At 75.3% G+C, this 13638-nt stretch carries 12 protein-coding genes; 5 read left to right on the forward strand and 7 right to left on the reverse strand.

Annotated features, from left to right (window positions below; all coding sequences use genetic code 11):
* Positions 1-135 precede the first annotated feature (135 nt).
* From hutI to hutU, 4 genes are read right to left on the reverse strand one after another with little or no spacing between them, the layout of a single operon-like run.
* Complete coding sequence (hutI, locus tag B085_RS0116830; RefSeq protein ID WP_018559737.1) at positions 136-1308, reverse strand: imidazolonepropionase; 1173 nt, start codon at positions 1306-1308, stop codon at positions 136-138.
* Positions 1305-2663, reverse strand: a complete 1359-nt coding sequence (locus B085_RS0116835; RefSeq protein WP_037731883.1) for a formimidoylglutamate deiminase — start codon at positions 2661-2663, stop codon at positions 1305-1307. The genes hutI and B085_RS0116835 overlap by 4 nt, the downstream gene beginning before the upstream one ends.
* The gene (locus tag B085_RS0116840) at positions 2660-3847 is read right to left on the reverse strand and encodes an allantoate amidohydrolase (RefSeq protein ID WP_078619947.1); all 1188 of its coding nucleotides are present in this window, start codon (positions 3845-3847) and stop codon (positions 2660-2662) included. The genes B085_RS0116835 and B085_RS0116840 overlap by 4 nt, the downstream gene beginning before the upstream one ends.
* A 17-nt stretch (positions 3848-3864) precedes the next feature.
* A complete protein-coding gene (gene hutU / locus B085_RS0116845) occupies positions 3865-5559 on the reverse strand; it encodes a urocanate hydratase (protein WP_018559740.1) in 1695 nt (564 codons plus the stop codon).
* 200 nt (positions 5560-5759) lie between these two features.
* Here hutU and B085_RS0116850 point away from each other — a divergent pair, with 200 nt between their 5' ends.
* Positions 5760-7049, forward strand: coding sequence for a hypothetical protein (locus B085_RS0116850; RefSeq protein WP_018559741.1), 1290 nt, complete (start codon positions 5760-5762; stop codon positions 7047-7049).
* Between the two features lie 27 nt (positions 7050-7076).
* On the opposite strand, the gene B085_RS0116855 is transcribed toward B085_RS0116850, so the two are convergent.
* Positions 7077-7655, reverse strand: coding sequence for a hypothetical protein (locus B085_RS0116855; RefSeq protein WP_026251111.1), 579 nt, complete (start codon positions 7653-7655; stop codon positions 7077-7079).
* Between the two features lie 152 nt (positions 7656-7807).
* Here B085_RS0116855 and B085_RS0116860 point away from each other — a divergent pair, with 152 nt between their 5' ends.
* The 3 genes from B085_RS0116860 (at position 7808) to B085_RS0116870 (ending at position 10665) form a co-directional block, all read left to right on the forward strand.
* Complete coding sequence (locus tag B085_RS0116860; protein ID WP_018559743.1) at positions 7808-8017, forward strand: ferredoxin; 210 nt, start codon at positions 7808-7810, stop codon at positions 8015-8017.
* Entirely contained in the window at positions 8007-9371 is a 1365-nt protein-coding gene (locus B085_RS0116865) for an NAD(P)/FAD-dependent oxidoreductase (protein ID WP_018559744.1), read from the forward strand. Before B085_RS0116860 ends, B085_RS0116865 begins: the two co-directional genes overlap by 11 nt.
* A 73-nt stretch (positions 9372-9444) precedes the next feature.
* Positions 9445-10665, forward strand: a complete 1221-nt coding sequence (locus tag B085_RS0116870; RefSeq protein WP_018559745.1) for a cytochrome P450 — start codon at positions 9445-9447, stop codon at positions 10663-10665.
* A 16-nt stretch (positions 10666-10681) separates the two neighbouring features.
* Here the strand turns inward: B085_RS0116870 and B085_RS0116875 are convergent, their stop codons facing one another.
* Positions 10682-11557, reverse strand: coding sequence for a MurR/RpiR family transcriptional regulator (locus B085_RS0116875; protein WP_018559746.1), 876 nt, complete (start codon positions 11555-11557; stop codon positions 10682-10684).
* Between the two features lie 75 nt (positions 11558-11632).
* Positions 11633-12985: an AMP-binding protein gene (locus tag B085_RS0116880; RefSeq protein ID WP_018559747.1), complete on the reverse strand. Its 1353-nt coding sequence runs from the start codon at positions 12983-12985 to the stop codon at positions 11633-11635.
* Positions 12986-13071: 86 nt separating this feature from the next.
* Between B085_RS0116880 and B085_RS0116885 the strand changes: the two genes are divergently transcribed.
* On the forward strand, positions 13072-13518 hold the full coding sequence (locus tag B085_RS0116885) for a hypothetical protein (RefSeq protein WP_018559748.1): 447 nt from the start codon (positions 13072-13074) through the stop codon (positions 13516-13518).
* Positions 13519-13638: the final 120 nt, after the last annotated feature.

The raw sequence follows: 13638 nt of genomic DNA on the forward strand, positions 1-13638 counted from the left end.
CTTCCCCTTCCCTTCCCGGTACGGCGCGGTGGGCCCGGTGAGACTTGCCTCACCGGGCCCTCGGCGTTCTCAGGACCGGCCCGTGGCGCCGGCGGGCGGGAGGTGGGACGGTGGCACGCCCGCGCCCGGCACGGGTCAGACCGATTCGCGCACCCCGCGCCGCCACACCGCGGACACCAGCGGCACCCCGGGCCGGTAGGCGAGGTGGACGTGCGACGGGGCGTCCAGCACGACCACGTCGGCCCGCGCGCCGGGCGCGAGCCGTCCGACGTCGTCCCGGCGCAGCGCCAGCGCCCCGCCGAGGGTCGCGGCCCGCACCGCCTCGTCGGGGGTCATCCGCATGTCCCGTACCGCGACGGCCACGCAGAAGGGCATGGAACTGGTGAAGGAGGAGCCGGGGTTGCAGTCCGTGGACAGCGCGACCGTCGCGCCCGCGTCGATCAGCCGGCGCGCGTCGGGGTAGACCGCGCGGGTGGAGAACTCGGCGCCGGGCAGCAGCGTCGCCACCGTGCGGCCGCTCGCGAGCGCGTCGACGTCGGCGTCGGTGAGGTGGGTGCAGTGGTCGGCGGAGGCCGCGTCCAGCTCCACGGCGAGCTGCACGCCCGGACCGTGGCCGAGCTGGTTGGCGTGCACCCGCGGGACCAGGCCGCGGGCGGCGCCGGCGGTGAGGATCGTGCGGGCCTGGTCGCCGTCGAAGGCGCCGCGCTCGCAGAAGACGTCGACCCAGCGGGCGTACGGGGCGCACGCGTCGAGCATGGGGCCGGTCACCAGGTCGACGTAGCCGGCCGGGTCGTCGGCGTACTCGGGGGCGACGATGTGCGCGCCGAGGAAGGTGACCTCGTCGGCGTGGTCGCCCGCGATGCGCAGGGCGCGGGCCTCGTCGTGCGGGGTGAGGCCGTAGCCGGACTTGGTCTCGATGGTGGTGGTGCCCTGGCGCAGGGCCTCGGCGACGTAGCGGGCGACGTTGGCGTGCAGCTCCTCGTCGCTCGCCGCGCGGGTGGCGGCCACAGTGGTGCGGATGCCGCCGGCGGTGTACGCCTGCCCCGACATGCGGGCGTTGAACTCGCGGGTGCGGTCGCCGGCGAAGACCAGGTGGGAGTGGGAGTCGACGAAGCCGGGGATGACCGCCCGTCCGGCCGCGTCGTACGACTCGTCCGCGGCGGGCGCCGCGGCGGAGGGGCCGACCCAGGCCACGTGCTCGCCGTCGATGACGAGCGCCGCGTCCTCCAGCAGGCCGAGCGGGCCCTGCCCGAGCGCCGGGTCGTTGGTGACCAGGCTGCCGATGCGGGTGATGACGCTGCTGCTCATGACGGGGTTCCTTCGGCGGCGGGGACGGCGGAGATCGCGGCTCCCAGGGCCGCGCCCACGTCGTGGACGAGCTGGTGCGCGCCGTCGCGGACGACGTGACGGCCGCCGACCACCGTGTGGCGGACGTCGGCCCCGGTGGCCGCGAAGACGGCGGTCTCGGCGCCGAGCCGGGCCGGGGGGCCCGCGGTGCGCGCGCTGTCCAGCGCGATCGTGGTGAAGTCGGCGAGCGCGCCCGCCTCCAGCCGCCCCGCGTCGGCCCAGCCGAGTGAGGCGTGCCCGTCGGCGGTGGCGGCGCGCAGCAACTGGGCGGCGGTCCAGTGCCCGCGGGTGCGGGTGCGCAGCCGCTCGTCCAGCTCCATGGCCCGCGCCTCCTCGAACAGGTCGATCACGGCGTGGCTGTCGCTGCCGAGGCTGAGCGGGCTGCCCGCCTCCTGCAGCCGCTTGGCCGGGCCGATCCCGTCGGCGAGGTCCCGCTCGGTGGTGGGACACATGCAGATCGTGGTTCCGGAGCCGCCCAGCAGCGCGATGTCCTCGTCGGTGAGGTGCGTGGCGTGGACGGCCGAGGTGCGCGGGCCGAGCACGCCGTGGTCGGCGAGGAGCCGGGTGGGGGTGACGCCGTGCGCCGCGTGGCAGGCCTCGTTCTCGGCGGGCTGCTCGGACAGGTGGACGTGCAGCGGCGCCTGGCGGTCCTCGCTCCAGCGCACGACGGCGGCCAGCTGGTCGGCGGGGACGGCGCGCACCGAGTGGACCGCCGCTCCGATCCGCGCGTGCGGCCGGTCGGCGAGGGCTTCGGCGCGTTCGGCCCAGGCCTCGGCGTCGCCGTCGCTGAAGCGCAGCTGGTGCGGCTCGGGGGCGGCGCCGAAGCCGGAGGAGAGGTAGACGGTGTCGAGGAGGGTGATCCGGATGCCCGCCTCGGCGGCGGCGGCGATCAGTGCCTCGCCCATGGCGTTGGGCTCCGCGTAGGGCGCGCCGCCCGGCCGGTGGTGCACGTAGTGGAACTCGCCGACGCAGGTGATGCCGGCCAGCGCCATCTCCGCGTAGGCGGCGCGGGCGAGGTCGAAGTACGTGTCGGGGGTGAGCGCGGCCGCCACCCGGTACATGGCCTCGCGCCAGGTCCAGAAGGTGCCGCTGCCCTGCTGCACGGTGCCGCGCAGGGCCCGGTGGAAGGCGTGGCTGTGGGCGTTGGCCAGGCCCGGCAGGGTGAGCCCGCGCAGCGTCACGGCCCCGACGGGCGGCGCGGCGGCCCCGGTGCGCACGGCGGCGATCCGGCCGTCGGCGGCGGTGTCGAGGACCACGCCCCGTTCGACGCGGCCGCCCGTCCACGCGTACTCGGCCCAGTAGCTCTGCGGCGTCAGCGACACGCCAGGCCCTCCAGTACGTCGGCGAGTGCGGTCACCCCGGCCAGGCAGTCGTCCTCGGTGGCCGACTCGGCCGGGGAGTGCGAGACCCCGGTGGGGTTCCGCACGAACAGCATGGCGGTCGGGACGGCCTCGGAGAGGATGCCGGCGTCGTGTCCCGCCCCGGTCGGCAGCACGGGCACTTCCCCCAGCAGCTCGACGAGCTCGTCGCGCAGGCCGTGCGCGAACTCCACGACCGGGGTGAAGGACTCCCGGGTGACCTCCACGCGGACCCCGTCGCGCTCGCCCCGCTCGGCCGCGGCGCGCTCGATCTCGCCGACGACCTCGGCCAGGGTGGCCTCGTCGGCGGCGCGCGAGTCCAGCCAGCCGCGCACGAGGGAGGCGATGGCGTTGACGCCGTTGGGCTCGACGCCGACCTTGCCGAAGGTGGCCAGCGCCCCGGCGAGCCGCGCCTTCTTGCGGGCGGCCAGCACCGTGTTGGCATAGGTCAGCATCGGGTCGCGGCGGTCCTCCAGGCGGGTGGTGCCCGCGTGGTTGGCCTCGCCGTGGAAGTCGAACCGCCAGCGGCCGTGCGGCCAGATGGCGGAGGCGACGCCGACGGCGTGCGGGGTGTCGGCCAGGGCGCGGCCCTGCTCCACGTGGAGTTCGACGAAAGCGCCGATGCGGGCGAGGCGTTCGGGGTCGGGGCCGATCGCCTCGGGGTCGTGCCCGGCGCGTTCCATGGCCTGCGCGAGAGTGACGCCGTCGCCGTCGCGCAGCTCCCGGGCCTTCCCGGCGGACAGCTGACCGGCGGTCAGCCGGGAGCCGACGCAGGCCAGCCCGAAGCGGGCGCCCTCCTCGTCGCCGAAGTTGACGATCGCCAGCGGCCTGACGGGGGCGGCGCCGCGGGCGCGCAGCTCGTCCAGCGCCGCGAAGGACGACACGACGCCGAGCGGGCCGTCGAAGGCGCCGCCGTCGGGTACCGAGTCCAGGTGCGAGCCGGTGACGACGGCGTCCCCCGCGGTGGCATCGCCGAGCCAGGCCCACTGGTTGCCGTTGCGGTCCAGCTCGTACGCCAGACCGCGGCTCTCGGCCTGCGCCCGGAACCAGGCGCGGCAGTCGGTGTCCGCGCCGGTCCAGGCGTAGCGGCGGTAGCCCCCGGAGCCGGAGTCGCGGCCGATGGGCCGCAACTCCGCCCACATCCCGTGGAACGAGGAGGTCACGCCTCCCCGCCTTCGGCGCTCTCGGCGCCCTCGCGCATGGGCACGCGCACACCGCGCTCGGCGGCGACCTCCTCGGCGCGCTCGTACCCGGCGTCGACGTGCCGGATGACGCCCATGCCCGGGTCGTTGGTGAGCACGCGGCGGATCTTCTCGCCCGCCAGCTTGGTGCCGTCGGCGACGGTGACCTGGCCGGCGTGGATGGAGCGGCCGATGCCGACGCCGCCGCCGTGGTGGATGGAGACCCAGGAGGCACCGGAGGCGACGTTGACCATGGCGTTGAGCAGCGGCCAGTCGGCGATGGCGTCCGAGCCGTCGAGCATGGCCTCGGTCTCGCGGTACGGGGAGGCCACCGAGCCCGCGTCGAGGTGGTCGCGGCCGATGACGACCGGGGCGGCCAGGGTGCCGTCGGCGACCATCTCGTTGAAGCGCTCGCCGGCCTTGTCGCGCTCGCCGTAGCCGAGCCAGCAGATGCGCGCGGGCAGGCCCTGGAAGTGGACCCGCTCACCGGCCATCCTGATCCAGCGGGCCAGCGACTCGTTCTCCGGGAAGAGCTCGAGGATCGCCTTGTCGGTCTTGGCGATGTCGGCCGGGTCGCCGGACAGCGCCGCCCAGCGGAAGGGGCCCTTGCCCTCGCAGAACAGCGGGCGGATGTAGGCCGGGACGAAGCCGGGGAACGCGAACGCCCGCTCGTAGCCCGCGAGCTGGGCCTCGCCGCGGATGGAGTTGCCGTAGTCGAAGACCTCGGCGCCCGCGTCCATGAAGCCGACCATGGCCTCGACGTGCTTCGCCATCGCCTCGCGGGCGCGCTGGGTGAACTCGGCGGGCTTCTCGGCGGCGTACGAGGCCATGTCCTCGAAGTCGACGCCGATCGGCAGGTACGCCAGCGGGTCGTGGGCGGAGGTCTGGTCGGTGACGATGTCGATGGGCGCGTCCATGGCCAGCAGCTGCGGCACCAGCTCGGCGGCGTTGCCGAGGACGCCGATGCTCAGCGGCTTGCGCCGGTCGCGGGCCTCGGTGGCCAGCGCGAGCGCGTGCTCCAGGGAGTCGGCGCGCACGTCCAGGTAGCGGTGCTCGATGCGGCGTTCGATGGCGCGCGGGTCGACGTCGACGCAGATCGCGACGCCGCCGTTCATGGTCACGGCGAGCGGCTGGGCGCCGCCCATGCCGCCGAGACCGGCGGTGAGGGTGATGGTCCCGGCCAGGCTGCCGCCGAACTTCTTCTCGGCGACGGCGGCGAAGGTCTCGTAGGTGCCCTGGAGGATGCCCTGGGTGCCGATGTAGATCCACGAACCGGCCGTCATCTGGCCGTACATGGTCAGCCCCAGCGCCTCAAGGCGGCGGAACTCCTCCCAGGTGGCCCAGTCGCCCACGAGGTTGGAGTTGGCGATGAGCACGCGCGGCGCCCACTCGTGGGTCTGCATGACGCCGACCGGGCGGCCGGACTGGACGAGCATCGTCTCGTCCTGCTTGAGGCTCTGCAGGGTGCGCACCATGGCGTCGAAGGACCGCCAGTCGCGGGCGGCCTTGCCGGTGCCGCCGTAGACGACCAGCTTCTCGGGGTGCTCGGCGACCTCGGGGTCGAGGTTGTTCTGCAGCATGCGCAGCGCGGCTTCCTGCTGCCAGCCCTGCGTGGTGAGCGCGCTGCCGCGCGGTGCGCGTACGGTCCTCGCTCCGGCACCGGTTCCGGTCATGCCCCTGCCTCCTCGCGACTGGATTGAGTCATTCACATCCTGGTCTGCTGAATAGCACTAGTCAACCGGGTCGCCGTGCCTCTCCCGGGCCTGCCGTGGGGACGTTCCGGGTCGCATGTCCCCTCGGGCAGGTCGTACCCGCCCGGGGCCCGCCCCTCACGGGCCCGCCCCGGCCGGCCCGGGACTGACACGATGGCCGTATGACCGAGGAACCTGCGGCACGACGGGAACGGGCACTGCGCGCGGCGGTCGAGCGGGGACTGATCGGCCCCGACAGGCCCGTGGTCGGACTGCTCGACCTGGACGGGGTCCGGGCGGCCGCCGCCGATCTGCGGGCGGCCTTCGCCACCCCCGGGGTGGAGGTCACCCACACCTTCGCGGTCAAGGCGGCCTCGCTGGTGCCGGTGCTGCGGCTGCTGTCCGAGGAGGGCATCGGCGCGGAGGTCGCCAGCCCCGGCGAGCTCGCCCTGGCCCGGGCGGCGGGCGTACCCCCCGGCATGATCGTGCTGGACTCCCCCGCCAAGACCCGGGACGAACTGCGGCAGGCGCTCGCCCTCGGCATCGCCCTCAACGCCGACAACCCGCAGGAGCTGGCCCGCCTGGACCGGCTGGTGCCGCCCGGCACCACCGCCTCCTCGCTGGGTCTGCGGGTCAACCCCCAGGTCGGCGCGGGCAGCATCGGGGCGATGAGCACGGCCACGGCCACGTCGAAGTTCGGCGTCGCCCTGCGCGACGAGGGCGCGGTGGACTGGGTGGTCCGCGCCTACCTCGACCGGCCCTGGCTGACCCGGCTGCACACCCACACCGGGTCGCAGGGCGTGCCCCTGGAACTGATGGCGGCCGGCGTCCGCGCGGCCCACGAGCTCGCCGAGCGGATCAACACGGCGGCCGGGCGGCGGCAGGTCACCACCCTCGACATCGGCGGCGGCCTGCCGGTCAACTTCGCCTCCGACGAGGTGCGCCCGGGCTTCCGTGCCTACGCCGACGCACTCCGCGCCGCCGTGCCCGGGCTCTTCGACGGGCGGTACGCCCTGGTCACGGAGTTCGGCCGGTCGCTGGTGGCCAAGCAGGGCACGATCCTGGCGCGGGTGGAGTACGCCAAGCGCGCCGGGGGCCGCGCGATCGCCGTGACGCACGCCGGCGCCCAGGTCGCCACGCGTACGGTCTTCGCGCCCGGCGCCTGGCCGCTGCGGGTGCTGGCGCTGGACCCGAAGGGGCGGCCCAAGGACGGCGAGCCGGTCGTCCAGGACGTCGCCGGGCCGTGCTGCTTCGCCGGCGACCTCGTCGCGACGGCGCGCGAGCTGCCGCTGCTCACCGAGGGCGACCTCGTGGCGCTGCCCGACACGGGGGCGTACTACTTCTCGACCCACTTCGCGTACAACTCGCTCCCCCGCCCCGCCGTCCACGGCTACTCCGGGCCCGGGCCGGCCTTCAGCACCCTGCGCCGCGCCCAGACCCTCGAGGACCTCGTACGGGAGAGCGGCGGCTGAACCGGCGCCGCCCGTCACCCGGACGGCTCAGCCCGCCACCGCCGCACGGCGGCGGGGGGAGCCGCCGGGACCGGCGTCGCCGGCCACCGGCCCCGTGGCCTCGTATCCGGGGACGGACCGGGCGGCCGGACCGCGTCCCGCGTGCTCGGGCCGGACCCACAGCAGCGTGTCGTGGGCCCGCTCCCAGCGCCCCAGGCGCACCGCCTTCGCCCACAGCCCCGCCCCGGCCCCCGCGAGCAGCATCCCGGCCGCCGCCGGCGCCGCGGCACCGGACGCGAGGGCCGCCACGAACGCCCCGAGCAGCCACCACCGGCGGGCCCGGAGCCAGGCGCGCGCGGTCACCCGGCGGTCCTGCAGGAAGACGCTCCGGGGCGCACGCTCGGCCGCCTCCGCGAGGGCCGTGTACCGCCGCCGGCGCGCCAGGAAGGCCACCACGGCGGCGACCACGAAGAGCGCCGCACCGCCCAGCACCCCGATGCGGCGGCCGGTCAGTCCCGGCACGAAGACCCCGACGCCCGCGGCCACGACCCCCAGCCACCACAGCCACCGCCCCGGCACCCGTACCAGGACCGCCACCCGTGCCAGCACATACGCCCCACGCACCACCGCTGCCTCCTCCTCCACGGCTCGATCCGAGAGTGCTGGGGAGGGAGGTTACTCAGGGAACATCAGAATTCCGTGAGAACGGCACCGCGTGCGGGGCCCGGGAGGCAGTGATACCACTGAAGCCAGGGGCCTCTGGGGCTGGAGTGGTGCGTATGAACATCGTGGTCGACCTCAATCGCTGCCAGGCCTACGCGCAGTGCGCGTTCCTCGCTCCCGAGGTCTTCGAGCTGCACGGCGAGGAAGCGCTGCTGTACGTCCCGGCCGTACCGGAGGACCAGCAGGAGCGCGTCCACCGGGCCGCGGTGGCGTGCCCGGTGCAGGCCATCCTCACGGGCGGGGCGGCTGGTGCCGATGTCCGGTGAGCTGCGCGACGGGCGCATCGTGGTCGTCGGCGCGTCCCTGGCCGGTCTGCGGGCCGCCGAGACGCTGCGCGACGAGGGGTTCGAGGGCTCGCTGACACTGGTGGGCGACGAGCCGCACCCGCCGTACGACCGGCCGCCGCTGTCCAAGCAGGTGCTGCTCGGCCGGGTGCCCGCGACAGCGACCGGGCTCCCCGCGCGCCGTCCGGTGGACGCGCGGTGGAAGCTGGGCGTCGCCGCCGCGGGGGTCGACGGGATCGGCAAGCGGGTCTTCCTCGCGAACGGCGAGGAGGTGCCGTACGACCGCCTGCTGATCGCCACCGGCACCCGCGCGCGCCCCTGGCCGAACCCCGCCGAGGCCGCCCTGGACGGGGTGTTCGCGCTGCGGACCAGCGACGACGCGGCCGGGCTCGCCGAACGGCTGGACGCCGGGCCGCGGCGGGTGCTGGTGATCGGCGCCGGGTTCACCGGCTCTGAGATCGCCTCCGCCTGCCGGGAGCGGGACATCCCCGTGACCGTGGTGGAGCGCGGCCCCGCGCCCCTGGTGGGCGCGCTCGGCGGGACGCTCGCCGCGGTCGCCGCGGAGATGCACCGCAGGCACGGGGTCGACCTCCGCTGCGGGGTGCAGGTCACCTCACTGGAGGGTGACGGCCGCCTGACCGGCGCCCGTCTCTCGGACGGGAGCACCGTCGAGGCGGACGTGGCCGTGGTCGCCCTCGGCGCCGTCCGCAACACCGAGTGGCTGGCCGAGTCGGGCCTGGCCGCGGGCCCGCGTGGCGTGACGTGCGACGCCGGCTGCCGCGCCTTCAACATGTACGGCATCGTCACCGACGACGTGTTCGTCGCCGGAGACGTGGCCCGCTTCCCGCACCCGCTCTTCGGCTACCAGCTGATCGCCCTGGAGCACTGGGGCAACGCGGTCGCGCAGGCCGAGGTGGCGGCGCACAACATGGTCAGTACGGGGCCCTTCCGGCGGCCGCACCTGGCAGTGCCGACCTTCTGGTCCAGCCAGTTCGGCCACAACATCAAGTCGGTGGGCGTGCCCACCTACTCCGACCAGGTCGTCGTCGCCCAGGGCTCGCTGCGCGAGGCCCGGCTGGTCGTCGTCTACGGCTACAAGGGCCGGATCACGGCGGCGGTGTCGGTGAACCGGGCCAAGTGGCTGGACTACTACCAGAACCTGATCGAGACGGCCGCGCCGTTCCCGCCCGAGCCCGGGGCCGCCGACCGCACCACCCCGATGATCCCCCTGCCGTCCGACGTGCCCGACCCGGCTGTGCTCTCGCACGGCCCGACGGTCGCCCTCACCGGTCATCTGCCGGACCGGCGCCTGACCCTGGTGCGTCCCGGCGGCTGAGGCCGCCGCCGACCGCACCGCGGACGGGCCGTGGCAGGACGCCGGGGCCCCCGACGACGAGGAGCCCCCGCGCATGGCTGCGGACACGCTGTTCCGAAGGATCACCGACTACGCCAGCCGGCCCGATCCGTACCCGCTGTACGCCGAACTCCGCGAGAGCAAGGTGGCGCCGCAGGACGACGGAAGCTATCTCGTCGGCACATACCACGAGATCACGGCCCTGCTCCACGACCCGCGGATCAGCTCCGACCGGCGCCACCGCAGCGACCCGGAGGAGGCCCGGCTGGCCGCGGAGCTGGCGCCGTCCTTCATCGGCCTGGACGACCCCGAGCACGACCGGCTCCGCCGCACCACGATGCGGCCCTTCGGCCCGCCGCACACCCCCGGCCGGGTGGACGCCATGCACGGTGAGATCGTCCGCATCGCCGACGAACTCGTCGCCGGGCTCCGCGGCAAGCAGCGCGTCGACGTCGTCGACGACTTCGCCTACCCGCTCCCCGTCACCGTGATCTGCCGGCTGCTGGGCGTGCCCCCGGAGGACGAGCCGAAGTTCCGCGGCTGGTCCGACGCGATCGTCGGCGGACTCGACCTCAACCCCGACCAGGACCCCACCGAGCGCACGCAGGCCGCGACCGAGGCCCGCCGGGCGATGGGCGTCTACCTGGGCGGGCTGGCCGAGGGGCGGCGCGGCAAGCCCTCCGACGACCTGCTGTCGGCGTTCGTCAACGACCAGGACCCGGCCGGCGGGCTGACCCAGATCGAGCTGATGGTGACCTCGGTGCTGCTGCTCGTCGCCGGGCACGAGACCACCGTCAACCTGATCACCAACGGGATGCTCACCCTGCTGCGCCGGCCCGACCAGCTGGAGCTGCTGCGCCGCGAACCCGCCCTGATGCCGCAGGCTGTGGAGGAACTGCTGCGGTTCGAGCCGCCCGTGCAGATGCTGCCGCAACGCACCCCGCTGGTGGACGTCGAGGTCGCGGGGGTCACCGTGCCCAAGGGGGCGCCGCTGATCCTCGTGCTCGCCTCGGGCAGCCGCGATCCGCAGCGGTTCCGCGACCCCGACCGGTTCGACCCGCAGCGCACCGACAACCAGCACCTGGGCTTCGGCAGCGGCGTCCACAGCTGCTTCGGGGCGCCGCTGGCCCGGCTGGAGGCGCAGATCGCCCTCACCGCCCTGCTGCGCGCCCTGGACGGCCTGCGGCTGGTGGACGACCCGCCCCCGTACCGGCGCAGTCCGGTGCTGCGCGGTCCCCGCCATCTGCTCGTGGAGCACGACGGGGCGCGCGCCTGACCGGGCCGGGCGCCGGTCACTCCACGAACAGGCCCTGCGCCGCGGCCTTGGCGTCGAACTCCTCCAGCCGCGCCTGCGCGTCCGGCAGCCCGTCGCACACGGCCTCCAGCAGCACCCTTCCGAGCAGCATCGGCGCGCACGCGGTGTCGAAGGCGAGCCCCGTGCCGACGGCCGCCGGGAGCAGGACGTCGGAGTGGGCGGCGACCGGCGCGAAGGCGCTGTCGGCGACGGTGACGACGGTGAGCCCGCACGAGCGGGCGTACTCCAGTGCCTCGACCACCTCGCGCGGATGCCGGGGCAGCGCGAAGCACAGCAGGGCGCTCGCCCCGGCCCGTACGGCCGCGTCCACGCGGTCGGCGAGCATGCTGCCGGCCTCGTCGAGGAGGCGGACGTCGGGGTGCACCTTGGCCGCGAAGTAGCAGAAGCCCCGGGCCTGGGCGGCCGCGGCGCGCAGGCCCAGCACGGGCAGCGGCCGGGACGCGGCGAGCAGGGCGCCCGCGCGGGCGACGGGGGCCGGGTCGGCGAGCAGCGCGGCGAGGTGCCGCAGGTTCTCGATCTCGGCCTGCACCGCTTCCTGGTACTCGTTGTACGCGTCCCCGGCCGGCTCCCCCTGGGGCCGCGCGGCGGGGGCGACCTCGCGCAGGTGGCGGCGGAGCGCCGGATAGCCGTCGAAGCCGAGCGCGACGGCGAAGCGGGTCACGGAGGGCTGGCTCACCCCGGCGAGCTCCGCGACCTCGACGCTGGACAGGAAGGGCGCGTCGGCGGCCCGGCGGACGAGGCAGTGGGCGATGCGGCGCTGGGTGGGCGTGAGCCGGTGCGCTTCGAACAGCTTCACCAGGCGCGCCGACGCGGTGTCCGTCCCGGCGGCTCCGGTGGCGTTCTCGGTGGCCATGACGCCCTCTCCGCTCGGCCATTCATGTGCCGATGACTCTGCATGATTCCATACAGGAGGGCAAGGCGCCCCGGCTCACGCGGGCGGCAGCAGCTTCTTCTGCGGTTTGCCCATCACGTTGCGCGGCAGCTCGGTCAGGAAGCGGACCTTGCGGGGGCGCTTGTGCGCCGACAGGTGGCCGGCCACGAAGTCGATCAGCTCCCGTTCACCGACCCCGTCCGCCACCACGTAGGCCACGATCTCCTGGCCGAGGTCGGCGTGCGGGGCGCCCACCACGGCGGCCTCGCGCACCGCGGGGTGGTCCAGCAGGGCGTTCTCCACCTCGCCCGCGCCGATCCGGTAGCCGCCGGACTTGATCAGGTCGGTGGACGCCCGGCCGACGATCCGGTGCATGCCGTCCGGCTCGATCGCCGCGATGTCCCCGGTCCTGAACCAGCCGTCCTCGGTGTACGAGGCCGCCGTCGCCTCCGGCCGTCCCAGGTAGCCGTCGAAGAGGGTGGGCCCGGTGAGCTGCAGCTCGCCGATCTCCGCGCCCGCCTCGGCGGCGATCCGGGTGCGGATCCCCGGCAGTGGCAGCCCGACGGAGCCGGGGCGCCGCTCCCCGGCCGCCCGGGTGCTGATCGTGATCAGGGTCTCGGTCATGCCGTAGCGCTCGACCGGCCGCTGCCCGGTCAGCGCCTCCAGGTCGCGGAAGACCGGCGCCGGCAGCGGCGCGCTGCCGGAGACCAGCAGCCGGGCGCCGCTCAGCGCCCGGGCGGACTCCGCGTCCCGCGCGACCCGGCCCCAGACGGTCGGCACGCCGAAGTACAGGCTGCCGCCCGCCGCCGCGTACGCCTGCGGCGTCGGGCGGCCGGTGTGGACCAGACGGCTCCCGGTGCGCAGCGCGCCGAGCACGCCCAGCACCAGACCGTGCACATGGAACAACGGCAGCCCGTGGACGAGGGTGTCCTGCGGCGTCCACTCCCAGGCCCCGGCGAGGGCGTCCAGGTCGGCGGCGACCGCGCGGCGCGCTACGAGGACGCCCTTGGGCGCCCCGGTGGTGCCGGAGGTGTACAGCACCAGGGCCGTGGTGTCCGGGTCCGGCTCGGGACCGTCCCAGGACCGGCGCTCGGTGAGGACGGCGGGGGGCGCCTGCACGGCCCCGGAGTCGCGCAGGATGTGGTCGCGCTCGGCCGGCCCCGCGTCGGGCGGCACCGGCACGACCGGGACGCCCGCCAGGAGACCGCCGACGACCGCCGCGACAGTCTCCAGGGACGGCGTCGCGTGCACGGCGACCGCCGGGGCACCCGCGACGCGCGCCGCGAACGCGCCCGCGGCGCCGAGCAGTTCCTCGCGTGAGCAGGTGCGTCCGTCGACGGTGACCGCGTCCGGGCGGTCGGACGTGGCGTCGTGGAGGGCGGTCAGCAGGCGCGGCACGGGTCCGGTCACGGGACGACCCTACTGGGGGCGACCCCTGAGAAGGTTCGGGGGTTTCCCCCAGTGCCCCCGGGCGGTGCGGTCCGTACGGTGGCGTCATGGACGCCCGTGACCCAGAGCTCAAGAAGGAATTCGCCGCCACCATCCAGGCGCGCAAGGACCTGGGGGAGGAGTACGAGTCGGCCCTCATCGACTCCTTCCTGGAGAAGATGGACCGGCGCATCGACTCCCAGGTCGAGCGGCAGGTGCGCCGCGAACTGGCCGAGAGCCAGACGGCGTTCGCCCGTGCCGGACGCCGGGTCGGCCCGGAGTCGCACGGCCGGGGCGGCAGCCGTTTCGGCGCCCGCTACGGCTTCGGGGCGTTCTCCCTGATCATGGCCATCCCGCTGTCGGCCATCGCGGCCGAAAAGGCCGACCTGGCCGGGCTGCTCGTCGCCTGGTTCGGCATCGTCGCCGTCAACGCCGCCCATTCGCTGGGGTGGCTGTTCCACGAGCGGAGCGCCGCCCCGCGCCGCGGCAAGGACCCGGACGCCTGGGAGGACTGACCGCCCGGCGGCGGGCGGTCCCCGCTCGCGCCGGGACACCCCCGCGGCTGCCCGCCCGCGGGCCCGGTTCCCGCGCCACCCGGCAATCGTGGGAGAACGTTCGCTGAGCGCGGTGGGGGC

This window comes from Streptomyces sp. BoleA5 (genome assembly GCF_000373665.1).
In the GTDB taxonomy this organism is placed as follows: domain Bacteria; phylum Actinomycetota; class Actinomycetes; order Streptomycetales; family Streptomycetaceae; genus Actinacidiphila.

Coding starts and splice junctions, on each gene's coding strand:
- B085_RS0116865 (WP_018559744.1), top strand. CDS start 8,007: ATGTCCGGTGAGCTGCGCGACGGGCGCATCGTGGTCGTCGGCGCGTCC.
- B085_RS0116870 (WP_018559745.1), top strand. CDS start 9,445: ATGGCTGCGGACACGCTGTTCCGAAGGATCACCGACTACGCCAGCCGG.
- hutI (WP_018559737.1), bottom strand. CDS start 1,308: ATGAGCAGCAGCGTCATCACCCGCATCGGCAGCCTGGTCACCAACGAC.
- hutU (WP_018559740.1), bottom strand. CDS start 5,559: ATGACCGGAACCGGTGCCGGAGCGAGGACCGTACGCGCACCGCGCGGC.
- B085_RS0116885 (WP_018559748.1), top strand. CDS start 13,072: ATGGACGCCCGTGACCCAGAGCTCAAGAAGGAATTCGCCGCCACCATC.
- B085_RS0116875 (WP_018559746.1), bottom strand. CDS start 11,557: ATGGCCACCGAGAACGCCACCGGAGCCGCCGGGACGGACACCGCGTCG.
- B085_RS0116850 (WP_018559741.1), top strand. CDS start 5,760: ATGACCGAGGAACCTGCGGCACGACGGGAACGGGCACTGCGCGCGGCG.
- B085_RS0116840 (WP_078619947.1), bottom strand. CDS start 3,847: ATGTGGGCGGAGTTGCGGCCCATCGGCCGCGACTCCGGCTCCGGGGGC.
- B085_RS0116860 (WP_018559743.1), top strand. CDS start 7,808: ATGAACATCGTGGTCGACCTCAATCGCTGCCAGGCCTACGCGCAGTGC.